This is a genomic window from Roseovarius sp. (assembly GCF_030373445.1).
Lineage (GTDB): Bacteria > Pseudomonadota > Alphaproteobacteria > Rhodobacterales > Rhodobacteraceae > Roseovarius.
The window spans coordinates 339,150-355,129 of the sequence record NZ_JAUCYU010000003.1 but is presented as its reverse complement, the minus strand read 5'-3'; the positions used below and the strand labels follow the sequence as shown (position 1 = coordinate 355,129).

At 66.3% G+C, this 15,980-nt stretch carries 16 protein-coding genes; 15 read left to right on the top strand and 1 reads right to left on the bottom strand.

Features of this window, described 5'->3' with window-relative positions; translation table 11 throughout:
- Window positions 1-59 precede the first annotated feature (59 nt).
- From QUV18_RS07985 to QUV18_RS07945, 9 genes are all read left to right on the top strand, one after another.
- Entirely contained in the window at window positions 60-728 is a 669-nt protein-coding gene (locus QUV18_RS07985; protein ID WP_300893114.1) for a GntR family transcriptional regulator, read from the top strand.
- 116 nt (window positions 729-844) lie between these two features.
- Window positions 845-1,576: a 4-carboxy-4-hydroxy-2-oxoadipate aldolase/oxaloacetate decarboxylase gene (locus QUV18_RS07980; protein WP_300893113.1), complete on the top strand. Its 732-nt coding sequence runs from the start codon at window positions 845-847 to the stop codon at window positions 1,574-1,576.
- Between the two features lie 344 nt (window positions 1,577-1,920).
- Window positions 1,921-2,514, top strand: a complete 594-nt coding sequence (locus tag QUV18_RS07975) for a TRAP transporter small permease (RefSeq protein ID WP_300893111.1) — start codon at window positions 1,921-1,923, stop codon at window positions 2,512-2,514.
- On the top strand, window positions 2,511-3,821 hold the full coding sequence (locus QUV18_RS07970; RefSeq protein ID WP_300893110.1) for a TRAP transporter large permease: 1,311 nt from the start codon (window positions 2,511-2,513) through the stop codon (window positions 3,819-3,821). The genes QUV18_RS07975 and QUV18_RS07970 overlap by 4 nt, the downstream gene beginning before the upstream one ends.
- Window positions 3,822-3,873: 52 nt before the next feature.
- Complete coding sequence (dctP, locus tag QUV18_RS07965; protein ID WP_300893109.1) at window positions 3,874-4,893, top strand: TRAP transporter substrate-binding protein DctP; 1,020 nt, start codon at window positions 3,874-3,876, stop codon at window positions 4,891-4,893.
- A 153-nt stretch (window positions 4,894-5,046) separates the two neighbouring features.
- A complete protein-coding gene (locus QUV18_RS07960) occupies window positions 5,047-6,261 on the top strand; it encodes an alpha-hydroxy acid oxidase (RefSeq protein WP_300893107.1) in 1,215 nt (404 codons plus the stop codon).
- 30 nt (window positions 6,262-6,291) lie between these two features.
- Entirely contained in the window at window positions 6,292-7,599 is a 1,308-nt protein-coding gene (locus QUV18_RS07955) for an NtaA/DmoA family FMN-dependent monooxygenase (protein ID WP_300893105.1), read from the top strand.
- A 6-nt stretch (window positions 7,600-7,605) separates the two neighbouring features.
- On the top strand, window positions 7,606-8,448 hold the full coding sequence (locus QUV18_RS07950; protein WP_300893103.1) for an amidohydrolase family protein: 843 nt from the start codon (window positions 7,606-7,608) through the stop codon (window positions 8,446-8,448).
- A 125-nt stretch (window positions 8,449-8,573) separates the two neighbouring features.
- Window positions 8,574-9,530: a LysR family transcriptional regulator gene (locus QUV18_RS07945; protein ID WP_300893102.1), complete on the top strand. Its 957-nt coding sequence runs from the start codon at window positions 8,574-8,576 to the stop codon at window positions 9,528-9,530.
- A gap of 18 nt (window positions 9,531-9,548) precedes the next feature.
- On the opposite strand, the gene QUV18_RS07940 is transcribed toward QUV18_RS07945, so the two are convergent.
- Window positions 9,549-10,268 carry a GntR family transcriptional regulator gene (locus QUV18_RS07940; protein ID WP_300893101.1) on the bottom strand — a complete coding sequence of 240 codons (720 nt, stop codon included), beginning with the start codon at window positions 10,266-10,268 and terminating at the stop codon, window positions 9,549-9,551.
- Between the two features lie 128 nt (window positions 10,269-10,396).
- Here QUV18_RS07940 and dctP (QUV18_RS07935) point away from each other — a divergent pair, with 128 nt between their 5' ends.
- The 6 genes from dctP (QUV18_RS07935) to QUV18_RS07910 all read left to right on the top strand — a co-directional run bounded on the left by dctP (QUV18_RS07935) (window position 10,397) and on the right by QUV18_RS07910 (window position 15,978).
- Window positions 10,397-11,422, top strand: a complete 1,026-nt coding sequence (gene dctP / locus QUV18_RS07935) for a TRAP transporter substrate-binding protein DctP (protein ID WP_300893099.1) — start codon at window positions 10,397-10,399, stop codon at window positions 11,420-11,422.
- Window positions 11,423-11,491: 69 nt separating this feature from the next.
- Entirely contained in the window at window positions 11,492-12,013 is a 522-nt protein-coding gene (locus QUV18_RS07930) for a TRAP transporter small permease (protein WP_300893098.1), read from the top strand.
- Complete coding sequence (locus QUV18_RS07925) at window positions 12,003-13,319, top strand: TRAP transporter large permease subunit (RefSeq protein WP_300893096.1); 1,317 nt, start codon at window positions 12,003-12,005, stop codon at window positions 13,317-13,319. Before QUV18_RS07930 ends, QUV18_RS07925 begins: the two co-directional genes overlap by 11 nt.
- A 14-nt stretch (window positions 13,320-13,333) precedes the next feature.
- The gene (locus QUV18_RS07920) at window positions 13,334-13,504 is read left to right on the top strand and encodes a hypothetical protein (protein WP_300893095.1); all 171 of its coding nucleotides are present in this window, start codon (window positions 13,334-13,336) and stop codon (window positions 13,502-13,504) included.
- 4 nt (window positions 13,505-13,508) lie between these two features.
- On the top strand, window positions 13,509-15,242 hold the full coding sequence (gene araD, locus QUV18_RS07915) for an L-arabinonate dehydratase (RefSeq protein ID WP_300893094.1): 1,734 nt from the start codon (window positions 13,509-13,511) through the stop codon (window positions 15,240-15,242).
- A gap of 10 nt (window positions 15,243-15,252) precedes the next feature.
- Window positions 15,253-15,978, top strand: a complete 726-nt coding sequence (locus tag QUV18_RS07910) for a ribonuclease activity regulator RraA (protein WP_300893093.1) — start codon at window positions 15,253-15,255, stop codon at window positions 15,976-15,978.
- The last annotated feature ends 2 nt before the right edge of the window (window positions 15,979-15,980 follow it).

Below are 15,980 nucleotides of genomic sequence, written 5' to 3'. Positions count from 1 at the left end.
TTTCAATCTGCCGCACCAGTGGTATACAGGCAGCCTGAACAAGACGAAGGCAAGGCCCGATGGCGCGACAGATACCGAAAACACAGGACGCCGGCGAACTCGACCCGCTGGCGGCCACGGCCTACACCACCATCCTCGACCGCATCGTGCGGCTTGACCTGCCGCCGGGAAGCCTGATCTCGGAAAATTCCCTCGGCCGTGAAATGGGCCTCAGCCGCACCCCGGTGCGCGAGGCGCTGAAACGGCTCGAACGCGAATACCTCGTCTCGATCATGCCCCGCCGCGGGATCATCGTGACAGAGGTCGACCTGCGCAGCCAGATCCAGCTTCTGGAAATGCGCCGCGGCATCGAGATGCGCCTGCTCCTGCGCGGCACCGAACGCGCAAGCGACGGTCAGCGCGCCGAGATGAAGCGGCTGGCCTCCGAGATGGAAGCGGCCGCCGGGGCAGGGGACCTTGCCAGCTACGTCCGCCATGACGCCGAGTTCGACGCCATCGTCGAGGAGGCCTGCGGGAACCGGTTCCTCACCCAGGCGATGTGGCCGGTCCACGCGCTGGTCCGCCGGTACTGGCACACGCAGGTCGGCACCGCCGGGCTGCGCGAGGCGCTGGACCGGCATGTGCGCGTTGTCCGCGCCGCCGCCGACGGCGATGCCGAGGCGGTGCGGCAACGGCTCACCGAGCTTTGTGACCAGACCGAAAGCTACATCCTCGACCAGATGCGCTGACCCGCGCAGCTGACGGCCGGCGGGTTTCGACAGCGTCGCCGCGCTGGCCGCTTGACCTGTGTTCGCCGCAGCCTGTATTCTACTGGAATACTAGATGCGCGATGGGAGGAGACACCATGAACGAGATGACGCCGGTGGCCTATGCGAAGATCCCCAGGATCGACCGGGCCCTGATCGAACGTGCCAGCCGGAACTCGGTGGCCGACCTGCACGAGGGGCTGGGCGCCATCGCCGGGCGGCGGCACTTGCTGTCGCATGCCATGCGCCCAGTCTGGACGGGCGCAAAAACCTGCGGGCAGGCCGTGACCTGCTACAACTATCCCGGCGACAACCTGCTGCTGCACATCGCCGCGAAGCTGGCCGAGCCCAGAGACGTGATCGTCGCCACCAATGGCGGCAGTGCACAGGGCGCACTCTGGGGCGACATGATCACCTATTACGCGCAGGGCAAGGGCATAGCCGGCGCGGTCGTCGACGGCGCGGTGCGCGACACCGGCCGGGTGCGCGAGATGGGCTTCCCGGTCTTCTCGACCGCGATCTCCGTCTCGCATCCCGAGAAGCGCGGTCCGGGCTCGGCCAACGTGCCGGTCGTGGTGGCGGGCGTGACCGTGAACCCCGGCGACCTGATCGTGGCCGACGATGACGGCGTGCTGGCGATTCCCCCCGAACTCGTCGAATCGGCCGTCGAGAATGCCGAGGCCCGGGCGGCCAAGGAATCGGGCTTTCGCGCCAAGCTCGACGAGGGCGCCACCATGTACGAACTCCTCGGGCTCGAGCGCGATGTCGCGGCCTGCGGTCTGACGGAAATCGACGGCACGTGGAAGGAGGCCGGACAGGGCAAAGCATGACCGTTTCCGCCGAGACGGTCGAAAGCGCGGCCGGACCCCAAAAACACTGGAATCCCGGGTGCAGGGCTTTGATTTACAGCCATTTTCCCGGGAGAGACGACGTGTGACCCGTGTTCAAATCCATCAGGAAAACCGATCAAAATCATCACATCAATGATCATTCAGATGATCGGTTGGTATGCTAGAAAACCTCTCAACCAAAGTCATCTTTGGCCGCGACACGGAGGAACGTCGCAAGGATTTCTGCACCGGAACACATGCGGCCGGGCAGTCGACGGAGGAGCGGATCGCGGCGCGTGCGGCGGTGCGGTTGACCAAAGAGGATCGGTGTGACGGCAAAGACCATGCCAGAGGATAGCCGAGGGCAGAAGACCTCCGGCTGGCAAAGGATACACGGGGCCGCCGCCTCGGCGGACCGGTGGCTGCGGCATCTCGAGAACGTGGCGTTGGTCCTCTCGGCCCTGTCGATCGTGGTCATCACCGTGATCGTCTGTGCCGAGGTGGTCCTGCGCACCACGGCCGGCATCTCGACCCTGGTCTCGGCCGAGTACGCGGGTTACCTGCTGGCCGCCAACGTCTACCTCGGCCTCGCCTGGACCTTCCGCAACGGCGGCTTCATCCGGGTCGAACTGGTGCACGGGCTCTTTCGGGGGCGGGCGGCGGCGCTGCTCAACCTGCTGATCGCCGTGATCGCCACCGCAACGCTGCTTGTCTACACTTGGTACATCATCGACTTCGTCCTGCAGACCTATCGCAGCGGCGCGACCTCGATCTTCATCACCCGCACCGTGCTCTGGGTGCCGCAACTGGTCATGCCGATCGGGTCGGTGCTGCTGACCTGCAGCATGATCTCGGCGCTGGTCCGGTCCGCGGCGGCGCTGTTCTCGCCGGATCTCGCCGCTCGACAGGACGCCGAACAAACGGAGGACTGGCTATGACCTGGGTCGCCTTTTCCGCCCTCATCATCGCGATGCTCTTCGTGCTGCTGGCCTCGGGCGTCTGGATCGCCATCGCGCTGATGACGACGGGTATGTCCGGCCTCTACATTGCCGGCGGGGCGAAGACCCTGCTGTCGCTCGGCTCGATCAGCTGGAACTCGATCAACTCCTTCACCCTCAGCCCGGTGCCGCTCTTCATCGTGATGGGCGCGATCATCCTGCGCTGCGGCGTGGCGCAACGCTTCTACGCGGCGCTGGCGATCTGGCTGCGCTTCCTGCCGGGCGGGCTGCTGCAGTCGAACGTCGTCTCCTGCTCGGTCTTCGCCGCCGCCTGCGGCTCGAGCGTGGCGACGGCGGGCACCATCGGCACCGTCACCATCCCCGAGCTGAAGGCACGCGGCTATGACGACCGGCTGATCTTCGGTTCGCTCGCGGCCGGCGGCACCCTGGGCATCCTGATCCCACCCAGCATCATCATGATCATCTACTGCTCGATCGTCGAGGTGTCGGTCGCCAAGCTATTCATCGCCGGTGTCGTGCCGGGGCTGGTGCTGGCCGTGGCCTTCATGGGCTATATCGGGGTGCGCTGCCTGCTCAACCCGGCCCTGGCCCCCACGGAAACCGAGCCGGTGAGCATGGGAGACCGCTTTCGCTCGCTGGGCGATATCCTGCCGCTCTTCGGACTGATCTTCTTCGTCATGGGCTCGATCTACCTCGGCTGGGCCACGGCGACCGAGGCCGCCGCCATCGGGGTGCTGGCCTCGGTGATCATCGCCGCCCTTTATCGCGGCCTGAGCTGGGAGAACGTGAAGGAGGCCCACCTCTCGGCCGTCCGCACCACCTGCATGGTGCTGGTCATCGTCGTGGCGGCCCAGGTCTTTTCCTACGCGCTGGTCTACTCGGGCGTCAGCCGCTCGCTGACCGGCTGGGTCATCGGGCTCGACCTGCCGGTCTTCGTGCTCTTCCTCGCCATCGTTCTGCTCTACATCTTCCTCGGCTGCCTGATCGACGGCGCCTCGATGATGCTGCTGACGCTGCCGGTGCTCTTCCCGATCATCAACGCCGCCGGGTTCGACCTGATCTGGTTCGGCGTCATGGTCGTGGTGCTGATCGAGATCGGCATGATCACCCCGCCGATCGGCCTCAACCTCTTCGTATTGCACGGGATCGGGCAGGGCACGCCCTATGCCGACGTGGCGCGCGGTGCGCTGCCCTACGTCTGCCTGATGCTCGCGTTCCTGCTTCTGATGTGGTTCGTGCCGGGCCTTGCGCTCTGGCTGCCGGACCAGATGACCGTGGCGCGATGACAGCGCGCCGCAACGATAACCAAGAGTAACATGTCAAGCAGGGAGGACAGACATGAAAGATTACGGACTTAGCCGGCGCTCGCTTCTGCGGGGGATGGGCGCGGCGGGAATCGTGACGGCCGCCGCCGGAACCCGGGCCTTCGCCGCGCCGATGAAATGGGACTTCACCATCTATTACGGCCCCGGCCATTCGCTCACAAACCTCTACATCGCGCTCACCGACGACATCCGCGAACGCACCAATGGCGAGCTCGACATCACCGTCCGCACCGCCGGCGAGATGCCCTTCCGCGCGACCGAGGCTGTGCCCGTCCTGGGGCAGGGACAGGTCGAGATGGCGCTGGCCTACCAGGGCTTCATCGCCGGCACCACCAAGGTCGCCGCCTTGCCCGGCCTGCCGTTCCTGATCCGCAACGCCGACGAGGCGGAAACCGCGATGGACGTGCTGGTGCCGCATATCAACAAGAAGCTGAACTCGCAGGGCTGCCAGATGCTGCTCTGGTCCGGCCAGAACTGGCCGCAGAACGCCTATGGCCGCGGCGAGCCGCTGACGAAACTGGAAGACTTCAAGGGCAAGAACGCCCGCGGCTCCAGCCCCGAACAGGGCGACATCATCCGCAAGTACGGCGGCGCGGCGGTCACGCTGACCACCGCCGAGGTGCCCGAGGCGATGCATCGCGGCGTGGTCGATGCGGTCTTCACCGGCGCGGCCAATATCACCGGCTCGGGCTGGACCGAGTTCCTCGACTGGGGCTATTTCTGCGACCCGCATACCGGCATCGAGTACATCCTGATCAACCAGGACCTCTATGCCGGCCTGCCCGAGGACATGCGCGCCGCCGTCGACGCGGCCGTCACCGAGAACCAGGCCGAGTTCGCGGCCGCCCGCAAGAAAGCCAATGACGAGGCCGAGGCGGAAATGCGCGAGGTCATGACCATCGTCGACGCCGATCCGGAAGACGTGAAACGCTACGAATCCGAATGGGCCGGCTACTGGGACGAATGGGCCAAGGACGGCGGACCGGAGGTCGAGGCCGCCGTCGCCGACGTGCGCGAGGCGCTCGGCAAGTAACCTGCACCCCCGCTCCGGCGCCGCTTGCCGGGGCGGGCAACCCTCCCGACCTGTCGGGAGAATCGATGAACAATATCAAATCTTTGCGCGATCCCCTCCGGCCAGCATCTGGCATGATGGACGCGCCGGCACTCTCCTATTGCCGCTGAAAGGATGGCGACACGACCGATGCGCATCGACAAGGCGATCAACATTCACGATGTCCGCGACTGCGCGCGCCGCTACCTGCCGCGCATCGCCTTCGACTTCATCGACGGCGGCGTCGACGGCGAGGCGGCGCTCGCGCGGAACCGCGCGGCCTTCGACCGCTGGAAGCTTCTGCCGCGCTACCTTGTCGATGTCTCGGACCGCAGCCAGAAAGTCACCCTGTTCGGCCACGAGTATTCCAGCCCCTTCGGCGTCTCGCCCATGGGCATCGCCGGGTTCTTCCGGCCCGGCGCCGACCTGATGCTGGCCCGCGCCGCCGCGAAGTTCGACCTGCCGTACCTGATGTCCAGCGCCAGCTGCGACTCGATCGAGGCGGCGATGGATATCGCCCCGGAAACCACGTGGTTCCAGATCTACGGCGCCCGTAACCCCGAGATCACCGCCGACCTGATCCGCCGCGCCCGCGCACTCGATGTTCGCGTGCTGATCCTGACGATCGATACGCCCGTAATGGCCAAGCGCGAACGCAACCTCCGCAACGGGTTCACCCGGCCGATGAAGATGACCCCGGGCGTGATCCTGCAGGGGCTCAGCCGCCCGGCCTGGACCCTGCGCTACCTGCAGAACAGCGGCATCCCGATGATGGAAAACTGGCTGCCCTATGCCGGCCCGAACGCGAATGCGGGCGCCGTCGCCGACCTCTACGGAAGCGAAACGCCCGCCCCCGAACAGACATGGGAGGTGCTCAAGTCGGTGCGCAAGGCCTGGCCCGGCCCGCTGGTCGTCAAGGGCGTGATGCACCCCGACGACGCCCGCCGCTGCCGCGACCTCGGCGCCGACGGCCTGATCGTGTCGAACCACGGTGGCCGGCAGCTCGATTCCGCTCCGGGTTCGCTCGACATGCTGCCGCTCGTGGCCGACGCCGTGGGCGATGGCATGGAACTGCTGATCGACAGCGGCATCCGCCGCGGCTCCGACATCGCCAAGGCGCTCTGCCTCGGCGCCAAGGCCACGCTCTTCGGCCGCCCGGCCATGTTCGGCGTCGCGGCTGGCGGGCAGGCCGGGGCCGAGAAGGTCTTCGACATCTACCGGCAGGAGCTCAGCCTCGTCATGGGCATGATGGGCTGGACCGACCTCTCCGCCCCGGGCCCCGACAGCCTTTTCGACCTTGCCAACCCGCCCGCGCGCAAACCGGGCCCGCGCGCCCGTGCCGCGGAATGACCGTTCCTGAATTGAAAGGTGACCAACACCATGAGTGAGCAAATGCACCTGATCGGCTTCTACATGCACAGCCCGATCAACCACAGCGCCATGAGCTGGGCCGATCCGGAAGACGGGCGGCTTGACGGGATGGCATCGTTCGATCACTGGAAGGGGCTTGCCCGCACCCTGGAACGCGGCTGCTTCGACGCGGCCTTCTTCGCCGACACCCCGGGCGGTTACGACTGGTACCGCGACAGCCTCGACGACTACGTCCGCTACGGCGTCTGCTGGCCCAGCCACGACCCGATGGCGCTGATGGGGGTGATGCTGGCCGAAACCGAGCACCTGGGCCTCGCCCTCACGCTCTCCACCTCCGGCAGTCATCCCTACACCACCGTCCGCCGCCTCTCGACTCTCGACTACATGAGCGGCGGGCGTGTCGGCTGGAACATCGTCTCGGGCCACCTCCGTGCCGAACACCGTGCGCTGGGCGCCGAGCAGCTTCAGCATGACGAGCGGTATGACCACGCCGACGAATACATGGATGTCTGCTATGCGCTCTGGAACGGCATCAAGCCGGGCGCGATCCTCGCCGACCGCGAGAAGGGGCTCTATGCCGACCCGGAAAAGATCGACGTGATCGACTTCAAGGGCGATTATTTCCGCTGCCGCGGCGTGCCCCCCGTGCTGCCATCGGCGCAGGGCCGCCCGGTGCTGTTCCAGGCGGGCTCCTCCGGCCGGGGCCAGAAATTCGCCCTGAAGCATGCCGACGTGGTCTTCGCCATCCAGCCGCAGGCCTCGGCCATGACGAAATTCGTGAAGATGCTGGGCGAGACGGCGGAAACCGAGGGCCGCAAGGACACCCCCAAGGTCACCTTCGGCATCCAGTGCGTCCTGGGCGGCACCGAGGAAGAGGCGAAAGCCCACCAGAAGGAGATGGCCGACCGCATCCCCATCGACGCCGCCCTCAACCGCATGTCCGGCACCATGGGCGTCGATTTCAGCCGGCTCGAACTGGATTCCCGCCTGGCCGACAACACCACCGAGGCCTCGCAGGGGATGCTGATGGCGCTCGCCAACATGGCCGGCGACGGCGACGCCACGGTGCGCGACGCCGCCCGCATGTTCGGCGCCTCCACCGGTATGCCACAGCTCGTCGGTACGCCCGAACAGGTCGCGGACGAGCTGGAAACCCTCTGGCGCTCCAGCGGCTGCCACGGCTTCAACATCACCCCCACGACCAGCAACCGCAGCGTCGAGGATTTCGTCGACCAGGTCGTGCCGCTCCTCCAGAAAAAGGGCATCTACCGGACGGAATACACCGGCAAGACCTTTGCCGAAAACGTGATGGCCTGACCGCCCATGGCCAAGACCCACACATCCCGCCCGAAAATCGCCGTGCCCTCCGGCGCCTGCGACACCCACATGCATTTCTACGACGACAGCTACCCGGCCTCGCCCAAGGCCTGGCTCTTTCCGCCGAACCACCTGCCGGAAGACTACCGCGCCGTGCAGGACCGGCTCGGGCTCGACCGCATGATCGTCGTCCAGCCGGTGACCTACGGCTTTGACAACCGCTGCATCCTCGATGCCATTGCGCGTATCGGTGACAGCGCCCGCGCCGTCGTCACCGTGCCCACCGACATCTCCGACGCCGATCTCGCGGCGCTTTGGGACAAGGGTGCACGGGGCCTGCGCTATCACCAGATGGCGGGCAGCATGACCGAGTGGTCCGACCTGCCGGTCATGGCCGCGCGGATCAAGGGCACCGGCTGGCACCTTCAGGTCCAGCTCGACGGGTTGGAACTGCCCGACCGGGAAAACCTCATCGCCGATCTGCCCTGTACCGTGGTGATCGACCACATGGGCCGGTATTCCGAGTGTATCGCCCCCGACCACCCGGCCCATCAGGCCCTCCTGCGGTTGGCGGCACAGCCGAATGTCTGGGTCAAGCTGTCGGGTGCCTACCACATCTCGAAGGCCGGCAAGCCCGACTACGCGGATGTCGCCCCGCTGGCCCGCGCGCTCATCGCGCAGGGCACAGACCGCCTGCTCTGGGGTTCCGACTGGCCGCACCCCACCGAGACCGACGACACCATGCCGGATGACGCCCGTCTCATCGACCTCCTGGCCGACTGGCGCCTCTCCGAGGCACAGCGCGAGGCGGTTCTGGTGGCCAATCCCGCCCGTCTCTACGGGTTCTGAACGGGTCCACACCACCGAGGGATAAGTATCACGAGACCTGATGCCTTGGACGGCTTTTTCTGGCCAGAACCAGATGGTCTGGTATACTAGCGCCCGTCGGTAGGCCGCGTTGAGGGAGGACGGGTATGCTGAACCGGGTCACCATAGACCAGCTCCACATGCTGGCCGCCGTCGCCGAATGCGGCAGCTTTTCCGCCGCCGCCCGCAAGCTCAACCGCGTGCAATCGGCCGTCAGCCAATCCATCCAGTCGCTCGAGGACGCGCTGGAACTCAAGCTTTTCGACCGCAGCCAGAAACTCCCCCGCCTGACCGACGCGGGCGAGGCGATCCTGATCGACGCCCGCCGCGTGATCGGCGGGGTCGACGCCCTGCGCGCCCGCGCCCGCAGCATCGCCACGGTGGCCGAGCCCGAGATCAGCATCGCCATCGAACAGGTCTTTCCCAACGACGTGCTCATCGGCGCGCTGAAATCCTTTCACGAGGAATACCCCTCGGTCTCGGTCACGCTCTACGGCGAGGGGCTGGGCGCGCCCGAGCAATCCCTGCAGGAAGGCAATGCCGGGCTGGCGATCTATTCCCCGGCGCGCGACGGGATGCCGGGCGTGCAGATGGAATTCTTCGGCAACGTCCCGATTTCCGTCGTCGCCAGCTCGCGCCACCCGCTCTCGCGCATCGGCGCGCCGATCACGCAGGCGCAGCTTGACGAGCACGTGCAGCTCACCCTCACCGACCGTACACGCCGTTTCCGGGGCGTGGTCATGAGCGAACGCACCTGGAGCTTCATCGACCAGTTCAACCGCCTCGACTTCGTGCTCAACGGCTTCGGCTGGTGCGTGATGCCCACCCACCTGGCCTGGCCGCATATCGAGAACGGCGATCTCAGCGAACTCCGGATCGCCATTCACCGCGGCAGGCCCCTGCGCTTCCCGCTCTATACCGCGCACAAGCTTGACCAGCCCCCCGGCCCGGCGGCGGTCTGGCTGCTGGACGAGCTGCAAACCCGGTTTTCCAACTGGATCGAGTCGCGGCCGGAATGGCACGACGGGGGCGAGGGGATACAGGTGCGCGTCACCCCGACCTGACCAGCCCGTTGGGCGCTTTCAGAAATACTGCGGATATTTCTCGGTGATCTTCGGCACCTGCGACAGCGTGCCCGACAGGTGCTCGCGCACCACCGCCTCGACGCCGGGCACATCGCCGGTTTCGATGGCCGCGAGGATGCGTTCATGGCACGAAAGGATCGAGGTCGACTTGCCCGGATCGGGCAGGTTCAGCTTGCGCAGCCGGTCGATATGGCCCGACCGCGCGGTCACGATCTGCCACAGGTTGGCCACGCCGGCGGCCTCGTAAAGGGCGCTGTGATACTCGCGGTCCAGCCGCGCGAACTCGTCAAGGTCGCCGGTCTCGAGCGCCGCCCGCTGCAAGGACAGGCAGGTCCGCGCCCGGCCGATCCGGTTGGCAGTGCTCTCCCGCGCCAGCCGCCGCGTCACCTCCAGCTCGATCGACAGGCGCAGGAACTGCGTCTCCTGCGCATGGGCCACGTCGATCTTCGACACCAGCGTCTTGGACTGCGGATAGATGATCAGAAGCCCTTCCTCCTCCAGCCGCATCATCGCGTCGCGCACCGGCGTCTGGCTGACCCCGTAATAGGCGGCAATTTCCGACCGTGACAGGAAGGCGCCCGGCGCGAATTCCAGCGCGACGATTCGGTCGCGCAGCGCATCGTGGATCTGTGCGCTGGCCGAGCCGCGCTTGATCGGCCGGCCGGGCGGGGCAGGGGAAGCGGCAATTTTCCTAGGCACGTCAGGCGTTTCGGTCATCAGGTTCCGTTAAGCCTCTTTTCCGGGTCGGTGGCAACATAAGCTTCGCTTGCCAACATTACACTAATATATTAGTACATCAATCAGCCGCGGGGGGAGGCCCCCGGTGATTTTCAGGGAGGACCATAATGACCTTTTCCAGAACCGCCACGCTGGCCGCGTCCGTTTCGATGCTGGCCGGGCTGGCCCATGCCGACACGCTCAACATCCAGACCTCTTTCAACGCCGGTGACTTCTCGACCAAGTACATCACCGAAGAATGGCTGCCGAAGATCGAGGAAATGACCGACGGCCGCGTTTCCATCGTGCTCACGCCGAACGGCTCGGTCGTGCCCGCCCGCGACACGCCCGAGGCGGTGGCCGCCGGCGCGCTCGACGGCGATTTCACCTCCGTCAACTACTTCTCCGGCCAGGAACCCGCCTTCGCCCTGCTGGGCGACCTGATCTCGGGCTACGACACGCCCCAGCAGATGATCGGCTTCTGCGAGGAAGGCCCGGGCGAGGAGATGATGCAGAAGGCCGCCGACGCCATCACCGGCGGCGAGGTCAAGGTCGTGGCCTGCGGGCCGTACTCGCGCGAGGCGCTGGTCGCCCGCGAACCGATCCGCACCTTCGAAGACCTCGAAGGCAAGAAGATCCGCTCGCCCGAGGGGCTGGCCGCCGCCGTCTTCCAGGCCGCCGGTGCCTCGCCCGTCGCGATCCCCTTCTCGGAAGTCTTCGGCGCGCTTGAAAAGGGCATCGTCGATGCCGCCGACGCCTCGGCCTACGTGAACAACGACGCGACCGGCCTGCACGACGTGGCGCCGTACCCGCTCTACCCCGGCATCCACTCCATGCCCGCCATGCAGTTCACCGTGAACCGCGAGGTCTGGGAAGGGCTGGAAGAGCAGGACCAGGAAGCGCTGCGCACCTGGTGGTACGAGGCGATGTACGCCATGGCCGACGAGGTCACCAAGCTCGACAAGGAACTGGCCGAGCGTGACGACGCCTCCGACGATATCGAGGTGATCGACTGGGCCCAGGAAGACCGCGACCAGCTTCGCGAAGTCGCCCGCAAGGAATGGGAAGCCTACGCCGAGAAATCCGATCTCGCGCAGGAAGCGCTCGACGCGCACATCTCCTACATGACCGAGATCGGTCTCTTCAAAGAGTAATCTCCGCTCTTGCCGGGGCGGCGTCACGCACGCCGCCCGCCGCTTTCCGACGCCAACGGGAGAGACCCCATGAAACGCCTGCTCGCGGGCTATGCCGAGGTGATGGACCGGTTCAGCGTCTTCATCGGCCATGCCTGTTCCACCCTCTTCTTCACCTGCATCGCGGTCTCGGCGCTCGAGGTCGTGCTGCGCTACGGCTTCGACAGCCCGACGGTCTGGTCGACCGAACTGGCGATGACCCTCTGCGCCACCGTCTGGGTGCTGTCGGTGGGCTACGTCACCCAGCGCAACCGCCACATCTCGATCACCATGATGGAGCTGCTGGTCAGCCCGCGGGTCTGGCATTACTTCCGGCTGGCGCAACTCTGCATCGCCTTCGGCGCGATCCTCGTGCTGGCGATGGCGCTCTGGGGGCCGGCGGTCAAGGTGCTGGGCCGGACCGAACATTCCGGCACCGCCTTCAACTCGCCCCAGCCGACATACCTCAAGGTGCTGATCGTCGTGGGCTGCGGTCTCTACATGGCACAACTGCTGGCCAACATCATCCGTTGGTTCCACAACACCGAGAAGGACGTGACCGGTGGGCATTGAACTGATCACACTCCTGATCGTCGTCGCACTTCTCGGCCTGATGGCCGTGGGCGTGCCGCTCGGCATCACCACGCTGACCGTCTCGCTGGTCACGGCGATCCTCTATTTCGGCGAACGCGCCGGCTTCTTCATCGTCGCCGCCAACGTGAGCGAGGTGCTGCACAAGTACGAGCTCATCGCGGTGCCGTTCTTCGTCTTCATGGCCAACGTGCTGGAACGATCCGGCATCGCAAAGTCACTCTTCGACTCGATGGCCATCGCCGGCGGCCGCTTCCGCGGTTCGGTCGGCGTGCAGACCTGTGTCGTGGCCGTGCTGCTGGCCGCCATGTCCGGCATCATGGGCGGCGAGATCGTCATGCTGGGCCTGATCGCGCTGCCGCAGATGCTGCGGCTGGGCTATGACAAGAAGCTCTCCATCGGCATCATCTGTGCCGCGGGCGCGCTCGCCACGCTCATTCCGCCATCGGTCGTGCTCATCGTCTACGGGCTGGCGGCCCAGGTCTCGATCACCAAGCTCTTCGCGGCCTCCGCCATTCCCGGCATCATGCTGGCCTCGCTCTACATCACCTATATCCTGGTGCGCGTGCGGCTCCGCCCCGAGATGGCGCCAATCTACGACATCCCGGAAACCGGCCTGCCGTTCTTCCAGCGCCTGAAGTTCCTCAAGGGCATCATCCTGCCCGCCGCGCTGATCTTCACGGTGCTGGGGGTGATCTATTCCGGCATCGCCACGGTGACCGAGGCCGCGGCCATCGGTGCGGTGGGTGCGCTGGTCGTCGCCGGCATCCGCAAGGAGCTCAACTGGACCATGGCGCGCGACGCCATGCGCCAGACGGTGCTGACCGTGGGCTCGATCATCTGGCTGGTGCTGGGCGCGGTCTCGCTGATCGGGATCTACAACCGCATCGGCGGGGGCGACTTCCTGCGCGGCGTGCTGACCGGGCTCGACATGGCGCCGATCATGATCGTGCTGGTGATGATGCTGATCGTCATGGTGCTCGGCACCTTCCTGGAATGGATCGCGATCATCTTCATCACCGTCCCGATCTTCGCGCCGGTGGTGGTCGATCTCGGCTTCGACCCGGTCTGGTTCGGCGTGCTCTTCGCCATGAACATCCAGATCTACTACCTGTCGCCGCCCTTTGGGCCAGCCTGCTTCTTCCTGAAATCCGTGGCGCCAAAAGGCGTCGAGCTTCAGGACATCTTCGTCGCCGTGCTGCCCTTCATCGCGCTGCAGGCCATCGGCCTCGCCCTCGTGCTCTTCATCCCGGAGATCGCGATGTGGCTGCCCAACATGCTTGATTGAGGAGGACCGTCCCCATGTCACAGGACAAAGACCCCGATCTGACCCGCCAGGACGAAGAGATCGACGCGGCCCATTTCACGGCCGAGGAGATCGGCGACTCGCACCATTTCGGCAACTGGCCCGACCTCGTCGGGCTGGCCGTCGCGGCCGCCGTGATCTGGTACAGCTTCAGCTTCACAGGGTGACCCGATGACCAAGAAAGACCCGCAAACCCTGCGCTCGGCCCGCTGGTTCGCCCCCGACGACCTGCGCAGCTTCGGCCACCGCTCGCGGATGATGCAGCTCGGCTACGACGAGGAGGATTTCCGCGACCGCCCGGTGATCGGCGTGCTGAATACCTGGTCCGAGCTCAACACCTGCCATTCCCACTTCCGCGACCGGGTGAAGGACGTCAAACGCGGCATCACCCAGGCGGGCGGCTTCGGCGTCGAAATGCCCTCGCTCTCGGTCGACGAAAGCTTCACCAAGCCCAGCTCGATGCTCTACCGCAACATGCTGGCGATGGAGACGGAAGAGATGATCCGCTCGCACCCGCTCGACGGTGTCGTGCTGATGGGCGGCTGCGACAAGACCACGCCGGGGCTGGTGATGGGGGCGATCTCGGCCGGCGTGCCGATGATCTACCTGCCCGCCGGCCCGATGCTGCGCGGCAATTACGCCGGCAAGATCCTCGGCTCCGGCTCGGACGCCTGGAAATACTGGGACGAGCGCCGCGCCGGCAACATCTCCGACGAGGAATGGCGCGGCGTGCAGGGCGGCATCGCCCGCTCGGCCGGCACCTGCATGACCATGGGCACCGCCTCGACCATGACCGCCATCGCCGACGCCATGGGCCTCACCCTTCCCGGCGCCTCGTCGATCCCGGCGGTCGACAGCGGGCACCAGCGCATGTCGGCGGCCTGTGGCCGCCGCATCGTCGACATGGTGTGGGAAGACCTCACCCCCGACCGCATCATCACCGACGCGGCCTGCCGCAACGCGGCCATCGTCGCCATGGCCACCGGCTGCTCGACCAATGCCGTGGTCCACCTCATCGCCATGGCCCGCCGTGCCGGTGTGGACATGCAGCTCGAAGACCTCGACGCGCTGGGCCGCACCACGCCGCTCATCGCCAATGTCCGCCCCTCGGGCAAGGACTACCTGATGGAGGATTTCTACTACGCCGGCGGCCTCCGCGCCCTGATGAAGCAGATCGAGGAGATGCTCGATACCTCGGCACTGACCGTCACCGGCAAGACCATGGGCGAGAACCTCGATGGCGCCGAAGTCTACAATGACGACGTCATCCGCCCGCTCTCGAACCCGGTCTACCACGAGGGCTCGCTGGCGGTCCTCAAGGGCAATCTCTGCCCTTCCGGCGCTGTCATCAAGCCTGCGGCCTGCGATCCGAAATTCTACAACCACGAAGGCCCCGCGCTGGTCTTCGACAGCTACCCCGAGATGAAGAAGGCCGTCGACGACGACACCCTCGACATCACCCCCGATCACGTCATGGTCCTGCGCAATGCCGGGCCGCAGGGCGGGCCGGGCTTCCCCGAATGGGGCATGCTGCCGATCCCCAAGGCGCTGATCAAGCAGGGCCACCGCGACATGCTGCGCATCTCCGATGCCCGCATGTCCGGCACCTCCTACGGCGCCTGCGTCCTGCACGTCTCGCCCGAAAGCCACGTCGGCGGGCCGCTGGCCCTCCTGAAAACCGGCGACACCGTGCGCCTCGACCTGGCAAATCGCCGCCTCGACATGCTGGTCGACGAAGCGGAACTGGACGCCCGCCGCAAGGCCCTCACACTCCCCAAACCCAGGTTCGAACGCGGCTACGGCTGGATGTTCCTGCAACACGTCACCCAGGCCGACCAGGGCTGCGACTTCGACTTCCTGCAATCCGATTTCGGCCGCACCGCCGGCGAACCCGACATCTTCTGAAGGACCCCCCATGACCGAACACACGCTCTCCGACGAGACCCGCGCCAAGCTGAAAAAGGTCTCGACCGCCTCCATCGCCACCGCCCTCTTCAAGCGCGGCCTGCGCAACCAGTTCATCCAGGGGGTCACACCGGTGAGCCCCAAGGACGAGAACATGGTCGGCCCCGCCTTCACCCTGCGCTACATCCCGGCCCGCGAAGACCGCAACCCGATCACCGTCTTCCGCAATGCCGACCACCCACAGCGCGTGGCGGTCGAAACCTGCCCCGAGGGCCACGTCCTGGTGATGGACGCCCGCAAGGACGCCCGCGCCGCCACTGCCGGCTCGATCCTCGTCACCCGCCTGGCCAAGCGCGGGGCGGCGGGCATCGTCTCCGACGGCGGCTTCCGCGATGCCCACGGCATCGGCGAACTGGCCATGCCCGCCTATTGCGCCGGCCCCTCCGCCCCCACCAACCTGACCCTGCACGAGGCGCTCGACATCAACGTGCCGATCGCCTGCGGCGATGCGGCCGTCTTCCCCGGCGACGTGCTGGTGGGCGACCGCGACGGCGTGATGGTCATCCCCGCCCACCTCGCCGACGAGATCGCCGAGGAATGCACGGGGATGGAAACCTTCGAGGATTTCGTGCTGGAAGAGGTCGAGGGTGGCGCGCCTATCATCGGGCTCTACCCTTGCACGAAGGAGGAGAACCAGCAGAAATTCGACGCGTGGCGCAAGAAGACAGGCCGCTAACG

Excerpts from the sequence above, each read along its gene's own strand:
- QUV18_RS07985 (WP_300893114.1), top strand. The coding sequence starts at position 60 with ATGGCGCGACAGATACCGAAAACACAGGACGCCGGCGAACTCGACCCG.
- QUV18_RS07980 (WP_300893113.1), top strand. The coding sequence starts at position 845 with ATGAACGAGATGACGCCGGTGGCCTATGCGAAGATCCCCAGGATCGAC.
- QUV18_RS07975 (WP_300893111.1), top strand. The coding sequence starts at position 1,921 with ATGCCAGAGGATAGCCGAGGGCAGAAGACCTCCGGCTGGCAAAGGATA.
- QUV18_RS07970 (WP_300893110.1), top strand. The coding sequence starts at position 2,511 with ATGACCTGGGTCGCCTTTTCCGCCCTCATCATCGCGATGCTCTTCGTG.
- dctP (WP_300893109.1), top strand. The coding sequence starts at position 3,874 with ATGAAAGATTACGGACTTAGCCGGCGCTCGCTTCTGCGGGGGATGGGC.
- QUV18_RS07960 (WP_300893107.1), top strand. The coding sequence starts at position 5,047 with ATGGCGACACGACCGATGCGCATCGACAAGGCGATCAACATTCACGAT.
- QUV18_RS07955 (WP_300893105.1), top strand. The coding sequence starts at position 6,292 with ATGAGTGAGCAAATGCACCTGATCGGCTTCTACATGCACAGCCCGATC.
- QUV18_RS07950 (WP_300893103.1), top strand. The coding sequence starts at position 7,606 with ATGGCCAAGACCCACACATCCCGCCCGAAAATCGCCGTGCCCTCCGGC.
- QUV18_RS07945 (WP_300893102.1), top strand. The coding sequence starts at position 8,574 with ATGCTGAACCGGGTCACCATAGACCAGCTCCACATGCTGGCCGCCGTC.
- QUV18_RS07940 (WP_300893101.1), bottom strand. The coding sequence starts at position 10,268 with ATGACCGAAACGCCTGACGTGCCTAGGAAAATTGCCGCTTCCCCTGCC.
- dctP (WP_300893099.1), top strand. The coding sequence starts at position 10,397 with ATGACCTTTTCCAGAACCGCCACGCTGGCCGCGTCCGTTTCGATGCTG.
- QUV18_RS07930 (WP_300893098.1), top strand. The coding sequence starts at position 11,492 with ATGAAACGCCTGCTCGCGGGCTATGCCGAGGTGATGGACCGGTTCAGC.
- QUV18_RS07920 (WP_300893095.1), top strand. The coding sequence starts at position 13,334 with ATGTCACAGGACAAAGACCCCGATCTGACCCGCCAGGACGAAGAGATC.
- araD (WP_300893094.1), top strand. The coding sequence starts at position 13,509 with ATGACCAAGAAAGACCCGCAAACCCTGCGCTCGGCCCGCTGGTTCGCC.
- QUV18_RS07910 (WP_300893093.1), top strand. The coding sequence starts at position 15,253 with ATGACCGAACACACGCTCTCCGACGAGACCCGCGCCAAGCTGAAAAAG.